The 17927-nt window shown below is 53.3% G+C and carries 15 protein-coding genes and 1 pseudogene; 5 read left to right on the plus strand and 11 right to left on the minus strand.

The window, feature by feature from the left end; translation table 11 throughout:
- The 6 genes and pseudogenes from OGV38_RS22320 to OGV38_RS22345 form a co-directional block, all read right to left on the minus strand.
- Positions 1 to 196: pseudogene (locus tag OGV38_RS22320) on the minus strand (hypothetical protein); the annotation flags it as partial.
- A gap of 128 nt (positions 197 to 324) precedes the next feature.
- Complete coding sequence (locus OGV38_RS22325) at positions 325 to 1143, minus strand: PTS system mannose/fructose/sorbose family transporter subunit IID (RefSeq protein ID WP_016151643.1); 819 nt, start codon at positions 1141 to 1143, stop codon at positions 325 to 327.
- Entirely contained in the window at positions 1143 to 1943 is an 801-nt protein-coding gene (locus OGV38_RS22330; protein ID WP_016151644.1) for a PTS mannose/fructose/sorbose/N-acetylgalactosamine transporter subunit IIC, read from the minus strand. Before OGV38_RS22330 ends, OGV38_RS22325 begins: the two co-directional genes overlap by 1 nt.
- Positions 1944 to 1953: 10 nt before the next feature.
- Positions 1954 to 2448 carry a PTS sugar transporter subunit IIB gene (locus tag OGV38_RS22335; RefSeq protein WP_003837349.1) on the minus strand — a complete coding sequence of 165 codons (495 nt, stop codon included), beginning with the start codon at positions 2446 to 2448 and terminating at the stop codon, positions 1954 to 1956.
- An 11-nt stretch (positions 2449 to 2459) separates the two neighbouring features.
- Positions 2460 to 2888 (minus strand): PTS sugar transporter subunit IIA, encoded by a 429-nt coding sequence (locus OGV38_RS22340; RefSeq protein ID WP_016151645.1) that lies wholly within the window; start codon positions 2886 to 2888, stop codon positions 2460 to 2462.
- 4 nt (positions 2889 to 2892) lie between these two features.
- On the minus strand, positions 2893 to 4638 hold the full coding sequence (locus tag OGV38_RS22345; RefSeq protein ID WP_047417256.1) for a class I mannose-6-phosphate isomerase: 1746 nt from the start codon (positions 4636 to 4638) through the stop codon (positions 2893 to 2895).
- A gap of 187 nt (positions 4639 to 4825) precedes the next feature.
- Between OGV38_RS22345 and OGV38_RS22350 the strand changes: the two genes are divergently transcribed.
- From OGV38_RS22350 to caiF, 5 genes are all read left to right on the plus strand, one after another.
- The gene (locus tag OGV38_RS22350; RefSeq protein WP_016151647.1) at positions 4826 to 5833 is read left to right on the plus strand and encodes a LacI family DNA-binding transcriptional regulator; all 1008 of its coding nucleotides are present in this window, start codon (positions 4826 to 4828) and stop codon (positions 5831 to 5833) included.
- Positions 5834 to 5966: 133 nt separating this feature from the next.
- The gene (dapB, locus tag OGV38_RS22355) at positions 5967 to 6788 is read left to right on the plus strand and encodes a 4-hydroxy-tetrahydrodipicolinate reductase (protein ID WP_019078344.1); all 822 of its coding nucleotides are present in this window, start codon (positions 5967 to 5969) and stop codon (positions 6786 to 6788) included.
- 455 nt (positions 6789 to 7243) lie between these two features.
- Entirely contained in the window at positions 7244 to 8392 is a 1149-nt protein-coding gene (gene carA, locus OGV38_RS22360; RefSeq protein ID WP_049268599.1) for a glutamine-hydrolyzing carbamoyl-phosphate synthase small subunit, read from the plus strand.
- A gap of 17 nt (positions 8393 to 8409) precedes the next feature.
- Entirely contained in the window at positions 8410 to 11637 is a 3228-nt protein-coding gene (gene carB / locus OGV38_RS22365) for a carbamoyl-phosphate synthase large subunit (protein WP_016151650.1), read from the plus strand.
- A 272-nt stretch (positions 11638 to 11909) separates the two neighbouring features.
- Complete coding sequence (caiF, locus tag OGV38_RS22370; RefSeq protein ID WP_016151651.1) at positions 11910 to 12305, plus strand: carnitine metabolism transcriptional regulator CaiF; 396 nt, start codon at positions 11910 to 11912, stop codon at positions 12303 to 12305.
- 42 nt (positions 12306 to 12347) lie between these two features.
- Here caiF and caiE read toward each other — a convergent pair whose 3' ends face one another.
- From caiE to caiA, 5 genes are all read right to left on the minus strand, one after another.
- On the minus strand, positions 12348 to 12944 hold the full coding sequence (gene caiE, locus OGV38_RS22375; RefSeq protein WP_049042508.1) for a carnitine operon protein CaiE: 597 nt from the start codon (positions 12942 to 12944) through the stop codon (positions 12348 to 12350).
- A gap of 60 nt (positions 12945 to 13004) precedes the next feature.
- Positions 13005 to 13790 (minus strand): crotonobetainyl-CoA hydratase, encoded by a 786-nt coding sequence (caiD, locus tag OGV38_RS22380; RefSeq protein ID WP_019078347.1) that lies wholly within the window; start codon positions 13788 to 13790, stop codon positions 13005 to 13007.
- A gap of 54 nt (positions 13791 to 13844) precedes the next feature.
- Positions 13845 to 15398 (minus strand): crotonobetaine/carnitine-CoA ligase, encoded by a 1554-nt coding sequence (gene caiC / locus OGV38_RS22385; protein WP_019078348.1) that lies wholly within the window; start codon positions 15396 to 15398, stop codon positions 13845 to 13847.
- Between the two features lie 62 nt (positions 15399 to 15460).
- A complete protein-coding gene (caiB, locus tag OGV38_RS22390) occupies positions 15461 to 16678 on the minus strand; it encodes an L-carnitine CoA-transferase (RefSeq protein WP_109017191.1) in 1218 nt (405 codons plus the stop codon).
- A 105-nt stretch (positions 16679 to 16783) separates the two neighbouring features.
- Complete coding sequence (gene caiA / locus OGV38_RS22395) at positions 16784 to 17926, minus strand: crotonobetainyl-CoA dehydrogenase (RefSeq protein WP_003018898.1); 1143 nt, start codon at positions 17924 to 17926, stop codon at positions 16784 to 16786.
- Position 17927: the final 1 nt, after the last annotated feature.

Consider the following 17927-nt stretch of genomic DNA (forward strand, 5'->3'; position numbering starts at 1 on the left):
AAAATCGATGAGGCGTTGACGGCTGACCGGGTTTGCCCGCAGGGATGCGGGCAGAGGGGACGGCCTGCAGGGACGCAGGCTCGGCCCCGGCCCGACAGGCAGACGGCATAAGACGAATGAATCGCGTAGCGACGATTTTCCCGCCGGGAGCCTGGGATGCAAGGGAGGCGGCGGTGAGCCTCTCTTGCACGTTCACGGGTATCTGCGCTTCAGAAAAGTGATACCACTGAGGTGAACGGAACCCTGAGCCGAAATCACATGTTCTCCATAATGCTTAACTGACTGACATTAGGGCATAGCCCCGGTTGTACCGTTTTCTGTGTGTTATCCCGCAAACAGGCCCGTGGCGACGCCGAGGGCGGCCAGTATCAACAGTAAAATCATCGCTTTCACTGGTGACACACCGCGCTTGGCCATCAGATACCAGGTACCAAGCACCACAATCAGCGGCAGTAACTGCGGGAAGATACCGTCCAGCATCTGTTGAACATGGATATTCACCCCATCTTTGGTAATAAACTCCAGTCCGGTGCCAAGTTTAACGTAGCTTGCCGCCACGCCCCCCATGACAAACACACCCAGCAGCGATAACGCTTCACGCAGACGGGCAGACTTGCTGCTCACCAGCATTTCCACCGAGCCAGAACCCATTTTGTAGCCTTTCAGGAACAAGAACCACGAACCGGGAATGATGATGGCCAGCCAGGCAACGGTATAAAACAGCGGCCCCAGAATGTTACCGCCGGCCGCCAGGGCCATGCCGATGCTGAGCAGGATAGGGATCAGCATGCCAGGGATCATTGAATCGCCGATCCCGGCAATAGGGCCCATCAGGCCAACCTTCAGGGTATTGATGGTCTCCCCATCGATCGGCTCACCGTTCGCTTTTTTCTCCTCCAGCCCCAGCACCATACCGTTTACGATCGCGCCTATCTGGGGTTCCGTATTATAGAATGAGGCATGACGGCGCAGCATTTCAGTACGTTGGGCTGCGTCAGGATAGAGCTTTTTCGCCACCGGAAGCATACTCAGACAAAAGCCAAAAGATTCCAGACGTTCAAAACTCATCGATGATAAGTTGTGCATCATCCATGCGCGCCAGCAGCGGCGAAGATCTTTACGCGTAAGTGTACGTTCTTCCATCAGAATTCATCCTCATCATCATCGGCTACCGACTTTGCATTCGCGGCCTGCGGCGGTTCCGGTTTGTAGTTGTAATGGATCAACGCCAACAGCGAACCGACGATCACCAGCGCGACCATGTTGAGTTTTAAAAATACGATGCAGACAAAACCGACGAGGAAGTAGATCAGCATGGTGTAGTTTTTGATGATCTGCTTCAGCAAAATCGCGATCCCGACGGCGGGTAAAATGCCGCCCAGTACGTTCATCGTTGACAGAACTATTTTCGGCAAGCTGTCCATAAAACCGCTGATGTATTGCGCGCCGAAGTAAACCGCAATAAAAGTTGGTACAAAACGCAGGACAAAGTTTGTCACCTGTGGCCAGATGGCGCTGTTCAGGTAAATACCGCGTTCGTCGCCCCGTTCCAGCGCCACATCTGCCCGGTGATTCCAGAAGGAGTTCAGTACCATCATCGCGTTAAACAAAATGGTTCCGGCGATACCGATGGTCGCAGCCAGCGCGACCGCGACCTCGGGGCCTTTTCCTGAAAGGATCCCTAGGGCGATTGCGGGGTAAGCAACAAAGTTGAGATCGGCCGGCATCGAACCGCCAGGCGTTACCATCGCGATATACACCGCCTGAACCGCGACGCCAATCATGATCCCGGTTTTAATGTCGCCGAGAATAATCCCGACCAGCATTCCGGAAATCAGCGGGCGGGTGATCAGATACCAGCCGCCGGTCAGCCCCAGAAGCCAGGGACTGCTGAGGGCGCCGAGATAGCAAAGTATGCCAATCAACGTAGCTTCGATAATCATCGTGCGCTCCTTATTTCAGCTTCTGACGTGCGTCCTGCCAGCTGTAGCAACTGGCATCAGGAACCAGGCGAAACTCAACCAGGTGCCCATGTTGCGTCAGCCAGTCAAAGGCGGCAATTTCATCCCCGTTGACCGACTGATTCGGGCCGATGGTGGTGGTATCAGCACGCGCGCTCATCGGACCTACATTAATCTTGCCGTTGGCATTTTTCAGGCTGATACCTGCTTCTTCAATGCGTTTGAGTGTGACGGGGGATTTGCCAATGACGAAATAACGTTTCTCGCTGGCAATGACTTTTGGCAATTTTTCAATCGCGGTGGCCGTATCAAACAACCAAACTTTGGTGTCCTGTACGGCGCCTTTCATCACCGAAGAGAGCAAAGGGTCGGCCGCGACGGCGTCGTCTATAGCGACGATCCCATCACAGGGCAGCTCTTTGGCCCAACGTGTCACGAGCTGCCCATGGATTACGCGGTCATCGATACGTACAAAAGAAATACTCATAGTGGTTTCCTTTAAAAATCGTCGGACTGAACGGATAAAACCGGGGCGGCTTTAATCAGCGTGGGTATCGTCAGCGCCAACAGCTCGACGGCTGCGGCGTGAACATCCGTTAAATGGCAAATCTCCTCGCTTTGTAACAGCATCGGGAAATTGACCCCCGCTACGACGGCAACGGGAGGAACCGTTTGTGAAGAAAAAGCATGATGGCAGGCGACATTCCACGGCGTACCGCTTTGCATGTCACACAGCACCAGTACGCCGTCAGCGTCTTTTCCGGCACTGGTGAGAACCTGAGAGAACGTCTCTTTAAACCCTTCGATACCTGCCTGTTCACTCAGCGTGACGGGGTAAACATGCGGTAATTCTCCATAAACCATACGACCGCTGGCGAGAAGCGCGTCCGCCAGGGGACCATGGGTGGCAACAATTACGTTAATCATGCGCTTATCCTCTAACCCAGGCTTTAATCGTGGCGAGCTGTTGACCGACGCCTTTGCCAAACGGTGAAATACGATATTCTCCGACGGCGGCAGGGATGATAAAGGTCTCTGCATAGTTGACGACAAACGGGGGAAACGCGCCGCTCGGGCTTTCAACAACGGCCTGCGCACCTTCGACCAGGTTCAGGACGTTGACGCCGCCATGGGTATGGTGAGTGACCGGTGCCGTAAACCAATGGCGACGCGTTTCGATAAATTCGCGTTCGTGCATTCCGGTTCTTTCTTCCCGCCAACCCTCTCCTTCAGCCAGGGGTTCAATACGGTTGACGAGGTTGTCGTGCACCCATTGCGTGTCGCGCTGCCAGTCAATAACCTGCTGACCGTGATCCAGATGCACCGGACGCGGTAAGCCGTCTAACCCTAAGCGGCCCCAATCCCACAGCTTGAAGGTGAAGATATAGGGCGTTGCGCTGATCTCCAGCACCATGGTTCCTGCACCCGAGCAGTGTACGGTTCCGGCGGGGATCAGGAAGTGATCGTGTTTATGTGCGGGGATCTGGTTAACGAATCGTTCATCATCAAAGGTTTTTTCGCCACGACCCGCGGCCCGGAGGTCGTCGAGCATATCCTGCGGTGCGATCCCGGTTTTGGTCCCGAGATACACTACGGCGTCCGGCTCGGCTTCGAGAATGTAATAGCTCTCATCCTGGGTATAGTGCATACCAAACTGCTGTTGAATGTACTCTGTGAGCGGATGAACCTGAAAACTCAAATTCTGGCCGCCAATAGTGTCGAGGAAGTCAAAACGGATCGGGAATTCCGCGCCAAAGCGCGCATGAACTTTTTCACCCAGCAGGGGGCGGGGACAGGTCAGCACCAGATCCTGAGAGGGGATCTCGATCCGCACGTTGCCAAAACGCAGTAACAGGCTGTTTTCCTCGGGCACGCAATCAAAACACCACGCGTAATTGGGGGCTGAGGGATCGAGATCGAAGCGTTGTTTCATCCATTGCCCGCCCCAGACGCCTGGGTCAAAGAAAGGGGCAACGCGAAACGGTTGTTCGGTGGTTTGTTGCAGACCGGCGCGTAACGCGTCGCCGCTGACCATCGCGGGACTATTTTCTACCGTGGTATCGAGCAAATAATCGGCGCGTTTGAGTAACGGCGTTTTATGTTTGTCGAATACCCGCCATTCAATGAAAAAAGCACGTTTGTAACGACGAAGAATATCTTCATCCTGGTTTTCTGCACCCCAGTTACCCAGCCCGTTATGACGCATACGCTGTTGAATTTCCCAGCGCGGAAGATCGGCATAAACCAGTACGTCACCAGGGTGTGCCAGCGCAGCGCCTGAGCCGTACACGACAACCAGCCCTGAGGTAACGGCATCAATCTGTTGGCGGAGTTGGCTGAGTTTGTCGCTATCAAAAAATTCATCCAGGTGATGACAGGAGAGAACGCCGAATACGCGATCGTCGGTAAGGTTACGCGCCAGTAAATCATGCAGGGCCTGCTCATCGCGGCGGGCGGATTCAATATTCAGCACCAGTGCGGTATCTAATGTCGTAACAAGCTGTTGCTCCAGCTCGTCAAGCCGCACGCCCGGATAGCAATCCACGATCAATACGGTTTTGGCGGCGGTAGAAACCCTGGTGTTAAGCACTGAATGAATTGACGACCAACCCTGCCAGGCGTGGTTGTCATAGCCCTGAACGTTAACCTCAGGGAATTTATTATAGGTTGTACGCATATTCTGTCTCCGTGTTGGCTTATTTAAGATTAATCGATTAACCTTATTTTCATAGTGTGGTTAACGCGATTAACCCGCCATAATCAGAATCCAGTGCGGTGAAATGCACGTTAGCGTGATGTGAATCACACGTAAAAAGGCAATATTTCGGTTATTCGATTAACCTTCGAAATAAACAGGAGAGGTCATGACTACAGTCACGCTGGCGCAGGTTGCTGAACGCGCGGGAGTCTCCACGGCAACCGTTTCAATGGTGTTGCGTAACCGGGGGCGCATTTCTCAGGCCACACGTGACAGGGTGCTCAAAGCGCTGGACGATGCCGGCTATGTTTATAATCAAACCGCCGCCAACCTGCGTAACCGGAGCAGTAATCAGGTCGGATTGTTGTTACACGATATCACTAACCCTTTTTACGGTGAGATGACTGCAGGGCTAAGCCATGAGATGGAGCGGCATGACCTGCTTCTGTTTCTGGCAAACAGTGAAGAGTCAGGGGAGCGGCAGCAAAAATTTGTCGACTCGTTGATGCGCAATAATGCCTGCGGCATGGTGCTCTGCGCGGCGCGTGAAACACCGACCTCCTTCTTCGAGGCGCTGAAAAGGCGCAATATTCCCGCCATCATGGTGGTCCGCCCTCTTAGCGACCCTGATTTTGATTTTGTGGGAACCGACAACTTTCTCGGTACGCAAATGGCCACCACCCATTTAGTCAAAATGGGGCATAAAAATATTGCGTTTATCGGTGGTAGCCCAAGTTCCGGGAGCCGGGCACAGCGTATCGGTGGATTCACCAGCACGTTGCTGGAGCAGGGAATATCGCCGAATCCGCAATGGATAGTGGCGACGCAGGCCAGCCAGATTGACGGCGCAAAAGTGGCAGAGTCGCTTCTTATGCGGTTCCCGGAAATTACCGCCGCCGTTTGTTATCAGGATATTGTGGCGCTTGGGGTTATGCAGGCATTACGCAAAATGGGGCGTGAACCAGGGCGCGATTTTGCGCTGGTGGGGTTCGATGACATCACCGAAGCGGCGCTGGTACAACCTGCGCTCACCACCGTGTCGGTGGCCGCAAAAGAGATAGGTCGCAAGGCTGGGGAGCTACTTTATAGTCGCATTCAGGGAAATGACGAACCTCCGAAACGCATTATTCTGCCACCTGCGCTGGTGGTCAGAGAATCATGTGGTTTTCGCTGATCGTCATGCCTTTTACTGATATCTCTCCCTGTTTATCATTAAATTCTAATTATCGACGTTTTCGGCTGGCGGCGCAGCGATGTGCTGGTTAATCTGAAAACGATTTACGTAAAATTAACAAAAGAGAATAGCTATGCATGATGCACAAATCCGCGTTGCCATCGCGGGAGCCGGAGGGCGCATGGGGCGTCAGTTGATTCAGGCCACTCTTGGCATGGATGGCGTACAGCTCGGCGCGGCGCTGGAGCGCGAAGGTTCTTCTTTGCTGGGAAGCGATGCCGGAGAATTAGCGGGAGCCGGTAAAACGGGCGTTACCGTGCAAAGTAGTCTTGAGGCGGTGAAAGATGATTTTGATGTTTTCATCGATTTTACTCGCCCGGAAGGCACGCTGGCGCATCTGGCGTTTTGCCGCCTGCACGGTAAAGGGATGGTGATTGGCACCACTGGCTTTGATGACGCGGGCAAACAGGCTATTCGTGATGCTGCGCAGGACATTGCTATCGTTTTCGCCGCGAACTTTAGCGTTGGCGTTAACGTCATGCTTAAGCTGCTGGAGAAGGCGGCGAAAGTGATGGGTGATTACACCGATATTGAGATTATTGAAGCCCATCACCGTCATAAAGTGGATGCGCCGTCAGGCACTGCGCTGGCGATGGGGGAGGCGATTGCCGGGGCGCTGGATAAAGATTTAAAAGAGTGTGCCGTCTATTCGCGTGAAGGTTACACCGGTGAGCGCGTACCCGGTACGATCGGTTTTGCCACGGTGCGGGCGGGAGATATCGTTGGTGAGCATACCGCGATGTTTGCCGATATTGGCGAGCGCATTGAGATCACGCATAAAGCCTCCAGCCGCATGACCTTTGCCAATGGCGCAGTACGATCGGCAATTTGGCTGAAATCAAAGTCAAACGGTCTTTTTGATATGAAAGATGTGCTTGATTTACGCAGTTTATAACTTTTATTACCCTTCGTGATGTGGTTATTGTAATCATAACTATTTGATTACATGGGGCAATATTTTATTGCCCTTTTATTTTTCGCTTTTTAATTTGATTTTTTATTTAATGACCTATTTGTTTATGTTTTGCAGGGTTATTTTGTTATTTCAATGTAAATTTTGACCAAATGGTCCACTTTTATCTATCGCGCTTCCTGTTTTTACACTCTTTATCTTCCGCAAGCGTTTTCCACCCCAAGTTAGCTGATCTTTTTGCCTGTTAAATCGTGTGTTTTATCCCAGTGGCGTAAAATAATAATAAAAAATGCCCTTTTGGGTAGACTTTTACGTGGGCTATCTCTAGAATGCCGCCGTTTGCCAGAAATCCATAGGTAAGCAAATTTGCATTGATTCATGTGGTGTTAATGAATTAATATGCAAATAAAGTGAGTGAATATTCTCTGGAGGGTGTTTTGATTAAGTCAGCGCTATTGGTTCTGGAAGACGGAACCCAGTTTCACGGTCGGGCCATAGGGGCAACAGGTTCGGCGGTTGGGGAAGTCGTTTTCAATACTTCAATGACCGGTTATCAAGAAATCCTCACTGATCCTTCCTATTCCCGCCAAATCGTCACTCTTACTTATCCTCATATCGGTAATGTCGGCACTAATGAAGCCGATGCAGAATCTTCTCAAGTACATGCGCAAGGCCTGGTCATCCGCGACCTGCCGCTGATTGCCAGCAACTTCCGCAATACCGAAGACCTCTCTTCTTACCTCAAACGCCATAATATTGTGGCAATTGCCGATATCGATACCCGTAAGCTGACGCGTTTGCTGCGTGAAAAGGGCGCACAGAACGGCTGCATTATCGCGGGTGATAACCCGGATGCGGCGCTGGCGCTGGAAAAAGCGAAAGCCTTCCCGGGTCTGAACGGCATGGATCTGGCGAAAGAAGTGACCACCGCGGAGCCTTATAGCTGGACGCAAGGTAGCTGGACGCTGGCCGGTGACCTGCCGGAAGCTAAATCTGCCGATGAACTGCCGTTCCACGTAGTGGCCTACGATTTCGGCGCTAAACGTAACATTCTGCGTATGTTAGCGGATCGCGGCTGCCGCCTGACGGTTGTGCCGGCGAAAACCTCTGCTGAAGATGTGCTGAAGATGAATCCGGACGGTATCTTCCTGTCCAACGGTCCTGGCGATCCGGCGCCGTGCGACTACGCGATTACCGCGATTCAGAAATTCCTCGAAACCGATATTCCGGTATTTGGCATCTGCCTCGGCCATCAACTGCTGGCGCTGGCAAGCGGTGCGAAGACCATTAAGATGAAGTTTGGCCACCACGGCGGCAACCATCCGGTAAAAGATATTGATAACAACACCGTGATGATCACCGCTCAGAACCACGGTTTTGCGGTCGAGGAGGCCTCCATGCCTGCCAACCTGCGCGTGACCCACAAGTCGCTGTTCGACGGCACCCTGCAGGGGATTCATCGTACCGACAAACCGGCGTTCAGCTTCCAGGGGCACCCTGAAGCAAGCCCGGGTCCACACGACGCTGCGCCGCTGTTCGACCACTTTATCGAGTTAATTGAGCAATACCGTCAGTCCGCGAAATAATCAGGAGTAAAAGAGCCATGCCAAAACGTACAGACATAAAAAGTATCCTGATTCTGGGCGCGGGTCCGATCGTTATCGGTCAGGCGTGTGAGTTTGACTATTCCGGCGCGCAGGCGTGTAAAGCCCTGCGTGAAGAGGGTTACCGCGTTATTCTGGTGAACTCCAACCCGGCGACCATCATGACCGACCCGGAAATGGCCGATGCCACCTACATCGAGCCGATTCACTGGGAAGTGGTACGCAAAATCATTGAGAAAGAGCGCCCGGATGCGGTGCTGCCAACCATGGGCGGTCAGACGGCGCTGAACTGTGCGCTGGAGCTGGAACGTCAGGGCGTACTGGCTGAGTTCGGCGTGACCATGATTGGCGCGACGGCGGATGCCATTGATAAAGCGGAAGACCGTCGTCGCTTCGACATCGCGATGAAAAAAATCGGTCTCGATACCGCACGTTCAGGCATCGCTCACACCATGGAAGAAGCGCTGGCGGTTGCCGCTGACGTCGGCTTCCCGTGCATTATCCGTCCGTCCTTCACCATGGGTGGCACCGGCGGCGGTATCGCCTACAACCGCGAAGAGTTTGAAGAAATTTGCGAACGCGGTCTGGATCTTTCCCCAACCAACGAACTGCTGATTGATGAATCGCTGATTGGCTGGAAAGAGTACGAGATGGAAGTGGTGCGTGATAAAAACGACAACTGCATCATCGTCTGCTCCATCGAAAACTTCGACGCGATGGGCATCCATACCGGTGATTCCATCACCGTTGCGCCAGCCCAGACGCTGACCGACAAGGAATATCAAATCATGCGTAACGCCTCGATGGCGGTACTGCGTGAAATCGGCGTTGAAACCGGTGGTTCTAACGTCCAGTTTGCGGTAAACCCGAAAAACGGCCGTCTGATTGTTATCGAGATGAACCCGCGCGTTTCCCGCTCCTCGGCGCTGGCGTCCAAAGCAACCGGCTTCCCGATTGCGAAAGTCGCAGCCAAGCTGGCGGTAGGTTACACCCTCGACGAACTGATGAACGACATCACCGGCGGGCGGACTCCGGCTTCGTTTGAGCCGTCCATCGACTACGTTGTGACGAAAATTCCACGCTTCAACTTCGAGAAATTTGTTGGCGCTAACGACCGTCTGACCACCCAGATGAAATCTGTCGGTGAAGTGATGGCGATTGGCCGCACCCAGCAGGAGTCTCTGCAAAAAGCGCTGCGCGGTCTGGAAGTGGGCGCGACCGGCTTCGACCCGAAAGTAAGTCTGGATGACCCGGAAGCGCTGACCAAAATCCGCCGCGAGCTGAAAGACGCGGGTGCCGAGCGTATCTGGTACATCGCCGATGCTTTCCGTGCTGGCCTGTCCGTCGATGGCGTGTTCAACCTGACCAACATCGACCGCTGGTTCCTGGTGCAGATTGAAGAACTGGTGCGCCTGGAAGAAAAAGTCACAGACCTTGGCATCAACGGCCTCGACGCTGACTTCTTGCGCGTACTGAAGCGCAAAGGTTTCGCCGATGCGCGTCTGGCGAAACTGGCCGGCGTACGCGAAGCGGAAATCCGCAAGCTGCGTGACCAATATAACCTGCACCCGGTCTACAAGCGCGTGGATACCTGCGCGGCAGAATTTGCCACCGACACCGCTTACATGTACTCCACTTATGAAGACGAGTGCGAAGCGAATCCAACTCAGGATCGTGACAAGATTATGGTGCTGGGCGGTGGTCCAAACCGTATCGGTCAGGGCATTGAATTCGACTACTGCTGCGTACACGCCTCGCTGGCGCTGCGCGAAGACGGTTACGAGACCATCATGGTCAACTGTAACCCAGAAACCGTTTCTACCGACTACGATACCTCCGACCGTCTGTACTTCGAGCCGGTAACGCTGGAAGACGTGCTGGAAATCGTGCGCATCGAGAAGCCGAAAGGCGTTATCGTGCAGTACGGCGGCCAGACTCCGCTGAAGCTGGCGCGCGCGCTGGAAGCGGCAGGCGTGCCGGTTATCGGCACCAGCCCGGATGCTATCGACCGTGCGGAAGACCGTGAACGCTTCCAGCAGGCGGTTGACCGTCTGAAGCTGAAACAACCGGCGAACGCCACCGTGACCGCCATTGAAATGGCGGTTGAGAAGGCGAAAGAGATTGGTTACCCGCTGGTGGTGCGTCCGTCCTACGTTCTCGGCGGCCGCGCGATGGAAATCGTCTACGACGAAGCCGACCTGCGTCGCTACTTCCAGACCGCGGTCAGCGTTTCTAACGATGCGCCGGTACTGCTGGACCGTTTCCTTGATGACGCGGTTGAAGTGGACGTGGACGCCATCTGCGACGGCGAAATGGTGCTGATTGGCGGTATCATGGAGCACATCGAACAGGCGGGCGTGCACTCCGGTGACTCCGCATGTTCTCTGCCTGCGTATACCCTGAGCCAGGAAATTCAGGATGTGATGCGCCAGCAGGTGCAGAAACTGGCCTTCGAACTGCAGGTTCGCGGTCTGATGAACGTCCAGTTTGCGGTGAAGAATAACGAAGTTTACCTGATTGAAGTGAACCCGCGTGCGGCGCGTACCGTTCCGTTCGTCTCCAAGGCAACGGGCGTACCGTTGGCGAAAGTTGCAGCGCGCGTGATGGTCGGGAAAACGCTGGCACAGCAGGGCGTCACCAAAGAAGTTATCCCGCCGTACTACTCGGTAAAAGAAGTGGTGCTGCCGTTCAACAAGTTCCCGGGCGTTGATCCGCTGTTAGGGCCAGAAATGCGCTCTACTGGTGAGGTGATGGGCGTGGGCCGTACCTTCGCGGAAGCGTTCGCCAAGGCACAGCTCGGCAGCAGCTCCACCATGAAAAAACAGGGTCGTGCGCTGCTCTCCGTTCGCGAAGGCGATAAAGAGCGCGTGGTTGACCTGGCGGCGAAGCTGCTGAAGTTTGGTTTCGAGTTGGATGCGACGCACGGCACCGCGATTGTGCTGGGCGAAGCCGGTATCAATCCACGTCTGGTGAACAAGGTGCATGAAGGCCGTCCGCACATTCAGGACCGTATCAAGAATGGCGAGTACACTTACATCATCAACACTACCGAAGGCCGTCAGGCGATTGAAGACTCCAAGCTGATTCGCCGCAGCGCACTGCAGTACAAAGTGCATTATGACACCACCCTGAACGGCGGTTTCGCAACGGCGATGGCGCTGAATGCCGATGCTACCGAGAAGGTGACCTCGGTTCAGGAAATGCACGCGCAGATCAAAAAGTCATAAAAAAAAGGCCCGGTGATAATTGCGCTAACCGGGCCTGCAATATAATTGGGAAAGGGTTTCTGTAAAGAAACCCTTTTTTATCTCTCATAAGGTCATTCCTGGCCAACCGTGCTTTCATAACCACATTTTCAATGTAATAAGCACGATATTGCTCACACTAATCAACATTCAAGTCGCATACTATCCATTATATCCACAATTTTAATATGGCTTAGTTTTTATTTATTTGGACAGGCCGTAGCCAGATTTTTAATTTGTGAAATGGTGTGCTTATGTGTGAAAAATATGTTGAAAGACCGCTTTATTTGTTAATTGCTGACTGGATGATGGCTGAAGATCGTTGGATCACAGCAAAGGAAATTTCCCGCCATTTTGATATTGAACACTGCAAAGCAATTAATACGCTCTCTTATATTCTGTCGGAAGTGGGAGAAATTGTTTGTGAAGTTAAGATGATCCCTAATCAAATTGCAGGTCGCGGCTGCCAGTGCCAGCGTTTGGTGAAAGTCATTAGTATTGATTCTCATCTCTACAGACGATTGAATCACAATTTGCAGGAAAAAAAGGTGAGTGTGGCGAAAACGCCGCGACTGCCAGCGGTTCCCCCAACAGAGCTTAACCGTGAGCAGAAATGGCAGATGATGCTCTCCAAGAGCATGCGTCGATAATGGTGATTTGCCGGATCGGCGTGAGCGCTTCTCCGGCATAAGTTACCGTGCTGATTTTGGCTTTACGTCCGTCGTGCCTTTCAGGCGCGGCCGGTTTTTTTCGACCTGTGTTAATGGCAAGGTTTCGTGTAGTCCTGTTTGGCAGCGGATTACAAGGTCCTGATATTCTTTGGTGTTCAGCCGTTTCCAGTCCAGCTCCTGGTCCGTGACTTCACGCAGTACGCGAACCGGTGAACCAACCAGCATCTGCCTTGCCTCACCCTGAAATCCGGCTTTGACAAAGCTCATGGCGGCGACAATGCTCTCTTCGCCAATCACCGCACCGTCCATAATCACGCTGTTCATGCCAATCAGCGCATCTCTGCCCACCACGCAGCCGTGCAGGATTGCGCCATGGCCGATGTGTCCATTCTCATGCACGATAGTGTCGGTGTCGCAATAGCCGTGCATGATGCAGCCATCCTGCAGGTTAGAACCGGCTTCCAGAATCAGGCGACCATAGTCACCGCGCAATGAGGCGTGTGGACCAATATAAACCCCGGCCCCCACAATGACATCGCCAATCAGCACAGCGCTGGGATGGACATAGGCATCCGGATGAACCACCGGAATCAGGCCCTCAAAGGCGTAATAGCTCATTGTCTTATCTCGGTTTTATTGCCGGATTGCGGCGTAAATACCTTATCCGGCATAGGCACATTAACGACCTTTCCATACCGGATCGCGTTTTTCTGCAAATGCCTGTGGTCCTTCGAGCGCATCTTCCGAGTGCAGCACTGATGGATAGTGCTTCAGCACACCGCTGCGGATGTACCGGTAGCCTTCTTCCACCGGCATTTCGCTGGTCGCACGGTAAATCTCTTTCAGCGCGGCGATAGCCAGCGGGGCGCTATTTACCAACTGCTGTGCCAGTTCGCGCGCGCTATCCATCAGTTCACTCTGGCTGACAACGCGGTTGACGATACCCCAGCGCAGTGCTTCTTCGGCGCTCATTCGTCTGCCGGTCATCACCATTTCGTTGACGATAGCTGGTGGCAGCAGTTTAGGTAGACGCAGTACGCCGCCGCTGTCAGGCACGATCCCGAGTTTTGCTTCCGGCAGCGCGAAGCTGGCATTTTCCGCACAGACGATAAAATCCGCCGCCAGCGCCAGCTCAAAACCGCCGCCAAACGCGTAGCCGTTTACCGCGGCGATGACCGGCTTATCGAGGTCGAAAATTTCGGTTAAACCAGCGAAGCCGCCTGGGCCAAAATCGGCATCTGGCGCTTCACCGTCGGCCGCCGCTTTTAAGTCCCAGCCCGCAGAAAAGAATTTCTCTCCGCCGCCGGTGATAATTGCTACGCGTAATTCCGGGTCATCACGAAAATTAAGAAAAGCTTCCCCCATTGCAAAGCTGGTTTTAGCGTCAATGGCATTGGCTTTAGGCCGGTCAAGGGTAATTTCCAGGATCGGGCCGTTACGGGTCAGATGTAATGATTCACTCATAGTTCATCTCCAGATAATTAGGTTTCCCGGCCGGAGGAATTCCGACCGGAGGGGTTATTTCAGATTTTTTTTGATTATTTTTCCTGAACAATTGCGCGGCAGGTCGGTTCTTATCTCCATAAAAGAAGGAACCTTGAATTTCGCCATATTGTTTTCGCAGAAGCTGAAGAACTCAGCTTCGCTTAATGTTTCACCCTCATTAAGGACGACAAAAGCTTTAATGGCTTCATCACGGATCGAGTCTTTAATACCGACAACCACAATGTCCTGAATTTTCGGATGCGCAGAAATAATATTTTCCAGCTCGACGCAGGAGACATTTTCCCCACCGCGTTTAATCATGTTGCAGCGTCTGTCGACGAAATAAAAAAAACCGTCCGCATCCTGGTAACCCGAATCACCGGTATGTAACCACCCTTCAGGTTCCAGCGCTTTGGCAGTAGCGTCGGGTTGCGCGTAGTACTCTTTGAAGATTGTTTTTCCCGGCACGCCTTTAATGCAAATTTCGCCAATTTCTCCGGCGGGCAGGGGACGGTTGTGATCGTCACGGATTTCGGCTTCATAGCTAAAACCCACGCGACCAATAGAAGGCCAGCGCCGTTTGTCTCCAGGGCGATCGCCAATAATGCCCACGATGGTTTCGGTCATACCGTAGGAGGTCAGCAGTCTGACGCCAAAGCGTTCGATAAAGGCATCTTTTTCCTGTTCGGATAAATTGAGATAGAACATCACTTCGCGCAGGTGATGCTGTCTGTCCGTTGGGGCTGCGGGTTGGACCATCAGCGTTCTGATCATCATCGGGATGCATTCGGTGACCGTCGCCTGATATCTACGCACCTGATCCCAGAACGCCCTGGCGCTGTATTTCTCCACCAGCACAAAGGTGCTGCCTGCGGAGAAGGCAGCCATGGCAGCCGTACACTGACAGTCTATATGGAAAGCGGGCATCACCGTCATATAGACGTCATCATCGCGCAGAGCGATTTGCCAGGAGGTGTAGTAGCCCGCAAAGCGCAGGTTGTAGTGGGTAATCACCACCCCTTTAGGCCGCGAGGTGGTGCCTGAGGTAAACAGAATTTCCGCCGTATCGTCAGTAGATAACGCAGGCGTATAGCACAGATTAGTCGACTGGCGGGCTTGCAGTTGGGTAAAGTGGCTCACGCCGTCGTCAACCGGAAGCTGCTCGCCAATCAGACAGATATGATTTAGCGGAGTGGTATTTTCCAGCCGTATCTGGCGGTACATAGGATAAAACTCGGCACTGGTGACCAGCAGGCTCACCTGGCTGTTTTGCAGGATCCAGGCGCTCTCTTCGCCCAGCAAGCGGGCATTAATCGGCACCATAATGGCGCCAATTTTTGCCAGTCCAAACCAGCAAAAGATAAATTCCGGACAGTTATCCAGATGCAATGCGACCTTGTCGCCCTTGCGGATCCCTAAGGAATGGAAAAGGTTCGCCGTGCGGTTTATCTCTTCATTGAGCGAGGCATAGCTATACTGCCGAACGATTCCTTCGCAGGATTCGAAAATTAACGCCGTTTTATCTCCGTACACCCCGGCCAGGTCGTCCCACATCTGACGTAAGTTTTGTCCGCCAACGATATCCATAATGCTTTATCCACTGAAATCAGGCGTGAGCGCTAACCAACCAGCGGGTCAGCGCGTCGCGTTTATTCCTCAACTCTGGCCAGGCCTTTGCCGACCAGCTCATTTATGTCTGCTTCGCTATAACCAATGTTTTTCAGAATGGCGGCGGTATCCATGCCGTGTGACGGCATGCCACGCCAGATTTTCCCTGGGTTGTTTTTAAATTTCGGCATGATGTTCGGCCCTTTGCAGGTGCGGCCGTCCATCGTTTGCCACTGAGTAATGGATTCACGGGCAACGTACTGCGGGTTGCCTTCCAGTTCAGGAATAGTCAGTACCTTCGCGCAGGCGATATTCAGCTCAGCAAAGCGCGCCTGGACTTCGGCGATGGTGTGCGTTGCCAGCCAGGCGTCCAGTTTCTCTTCCACGAGCGGGCCGTAAGGGCATTCCACGCGATGGATAAGCTGGGTACCTTCCGGGACTTCCGGTGTGCCAAGAATGTGGGCGAGGCCAATATCATTGAAGCACTCGCTGATTTGCGTGATGCCGACCAGCTCCATGACGATATAGCCATCGGCGCATTTATAGAGACCGCAGCCAGCGTAATACGGGTCTTTGCCTTTGGTCATGCGTGGACAAATTTCGCCGCCGTTGAAGTAGTCCATCATGAAGTACTGACCCATGCGCAGCATCACTTCGTACATGGCGATATCAATGCTTTCACCCTTACCCGTTTCGCGTACTTTGTGCAGGGCTGCCAGCGCTGCTGTCGTCGCGGTCATCCCGGAGAAGTAATCGGCGGTGTACGGGAAGGCAGGCATCGGCTGATCAACATCACCGTTTTGGATCAGATAGCCGCTGAACGCCTGCGCGATGGTGTTATATGCCGGAAGATTGGTGTACTCCTCGGTACCAAACTGGCCGAAGCCGGAAAGGTGGGCGATAACCAGTTTTGGGTTATGTTCCCACAGCACGTCATCGGTAATGCCGCGGCGAGCAAAGGCCGGGCCTTTACTGGCTTCAATGAAAATATCGGTGGTTTCCATGAGCTTCAGAAACGCTTCCCGGCCTTCATCTTTGAAAATATTCAGCGACAGGGCGTGCAGGTTGCGGCGTGAGAGCTGTGGATAGTTAGGTTGCACGCGGATGGTATCGGCCCATGCGACGTTTTCAATCCAGATAACCTCAGCACCCCATTCGGCGAACATCTGTCCGGCGAACGGGCCGGCAATTTCGATCCCTGAAAAAACCACGCGTACCCCGGCAAGTGGGCCAAAGGTTGGCATTGGTAAATGATTCATAATTTTGCTCCTGGCATTTTTTGTAGGCCCGGTAGGCGCAGCGCCACCGGGCATGTTGCCGGATGGCGGCGTAAACGCCTTATCCGGCCTACGAATCGTGCTGAATTAGCGGTATTGCTTGAGTACCGCACGACCCAACGTCAGGATCTGCATTTCATCAGAGCCACCAGAAACACGGTCAACGCGCAGATCGCGCCAGAAACGCGTGATGCGATGGTTGCCCGCGATACCTACACCGCCCAGCACCTGCATGGCGGTATCGACCACTTCAAACGCAGCGTTGGCGCAGAAGTATTTGCACATTGCCGCATCGCCCGAAGTGATGGTGCCGTTATCCGCTTTCCATGCCGCTTCAAGCAGCATGTTTTTCATGGAGTTCAATTTGATCGCCATATGCGCGAACTTCTCCTGAATCAGCTGGAAGCGGCCGATCGTTTCGCCAAACTGCACGCGCTGATTGGCGTAGCGCGCGGCGTCTTCAAAAGCGCACATTGCCGTACCGTAGTTGGTCAGCGCGACGAGGAAACGTTCATGATCGAACTCTTCTTTCACGCGGTTGAAACCATTACCTTCCCGACCGAACATGTCTTTCTCGTCCAGTTCAACGTCGTCAAAGGTGATTTCACAGCAGCTATCCATGCGCAGACCGAGTTTCTCCAGCTTGTTGACCTTGATACCCGCTTTGCTCATGTCAACGAACCACTCGGTGTAAACAGGTTTATCCGGCGATGCACCATCTCTCGCCATAACCACGATGTACGGGGTATAGGCGCTACTGGTGATAAAGCACTTACTGCCATTAAGATAAACCTTACCATTTTTACGTGTATAAGTGGTTTTCAGGCTGCCAACATCCGATCCCGCTCCCGGTTCGGTGATGGCAGAGTTCCACATCTGCTTACCGGTTCCTTGGAACGCCATGATTTTATCGATTTGTTCCTGAGTCCCTTCACGCAGGAACGTGTTAAAACCGCCCGGTAACTGGTACAGCACATAGGTTGGTGCGCCCAGGCGTCCGAGTTCCATCCAGACTGCAGCGACGGTAACAAAACCCGCTTCCAGACCACCGTGTTCTTCCGGGATCAACAGACTATCAATGCCCATATCCGCCAGTGCTTTAACAAAACGCTCAGGGTAGACGCTGTCGCGATCGCACTCGGCAAAATAAGCTTCCCAGTTCTCACTGGCCATCAGTTCACGAATACCGGCGACAAACAGCTCCTGCTCGTCATTTAAGTTGAAATCCATC

It is taken from the genome of Citrobacter sp. Cb080 (genome assembly GCF_030334745.1).
GTDB lineage: Bacteria > Pseudomonadota > Gammaproteobacteria > Enterobacterales > Enterobacteriaceae > Citrobacter > Citrobacter braakii.

Bases quoted from the DNA above. Each gene is read 5' to 3' on its own strand.
- OGV38_RS22325 (WP_016151643.1), bottom strand. From the start codon at position 1,143: ATGGAAGAACGTACACTTACGCGTAAAGATCTTCGCCGCTGCTGGCGC.
- OGV38_RS22330 (WP_016151644.1), bottom strand. From the start codon at position 1,943: ATGATTATCGAAGCTACGTTGATTGGCATACTTTGCTATCTCGGCGCC.
- OGV38_RS22335 (WP_003837349.1), bottom strand. From the start codon at position 2,448: ATGAGTATTTCTTTTGTACGTATCGATGACCGCGTAATCCATGGGCAG.
- OGV38_RS22340 (WP_016151645.1), bottom strand. From the start codon at position 2,888: ATGATTAACGTAATTGTTGCCACCCATGGTCCCCTGGCGGACGCGCTT.
- OGV38_RS22345 (WP_047417256.1), bottom strand. From the start codon at position 4,638: ATGCGTACAACCTATAATAAATTCCCTGAGGTTAACGTTCAGGGCTAT.
- OGV38_RS22350 (WP_016151647.1), top strand. From the start codon at position 4,826: ATGACTACAGTCACGCTGGCGCAGGTTGCTGAACGCGCGGGAGTCTCC.
- dapB (WP_019078344.1), top strand. From the start codon at position 5,967: ATGCATGATGCACAAATCCGCGTTGCCATCGCGGGAGCCGGAGGGCGC.
- carB (WP_016151650.1), top strand. From the start codon at position 8,410: ATGCCAAAACGTACAGACATAAAAAGTATCCTGATTCTGGGCGCGGGT.
- caiF (WP_016151651.1), top strand. From the start codon at position 11,910: ATGTGTGAAAAATATGTTGAAAGACCGCTTTATTTGTTAATTGCTGAC.
- caiE (WP_049042508.1), bottom strand. From the start codon at position 12,944: ATGAGCTATTACGCCTTTGAGGGCCTGATTCCGGTGGTTCATCCGGAT.
- caiD (WP_019078347.1), bottom strand. From the start codon at position 13,790: ATGAGTGAATCATTACATCTGACCCGTAACGGCCCGATCCTGGAAATT.
- caiC (WP_019078348.1), bottom strand. From the start codon at position 15,398: ATGGATATCGTTGGCGGACAAAACTTACGTCAGATGTGGGACGACCTG.
- caiB (WP_109017191.1), bottom strand. From the start codon at position 16,678: ATGAATCATTTACCAATGCCAACCTTTGGCCCACTTGCCGGGGTACGC.
- caiA (WP_003018898.1), bottom strand. From the start codon at position 17,926: ATGGATTTCAACTTAAATGACGAGCAGGAGCTGTTTGTCGCCGGTATT.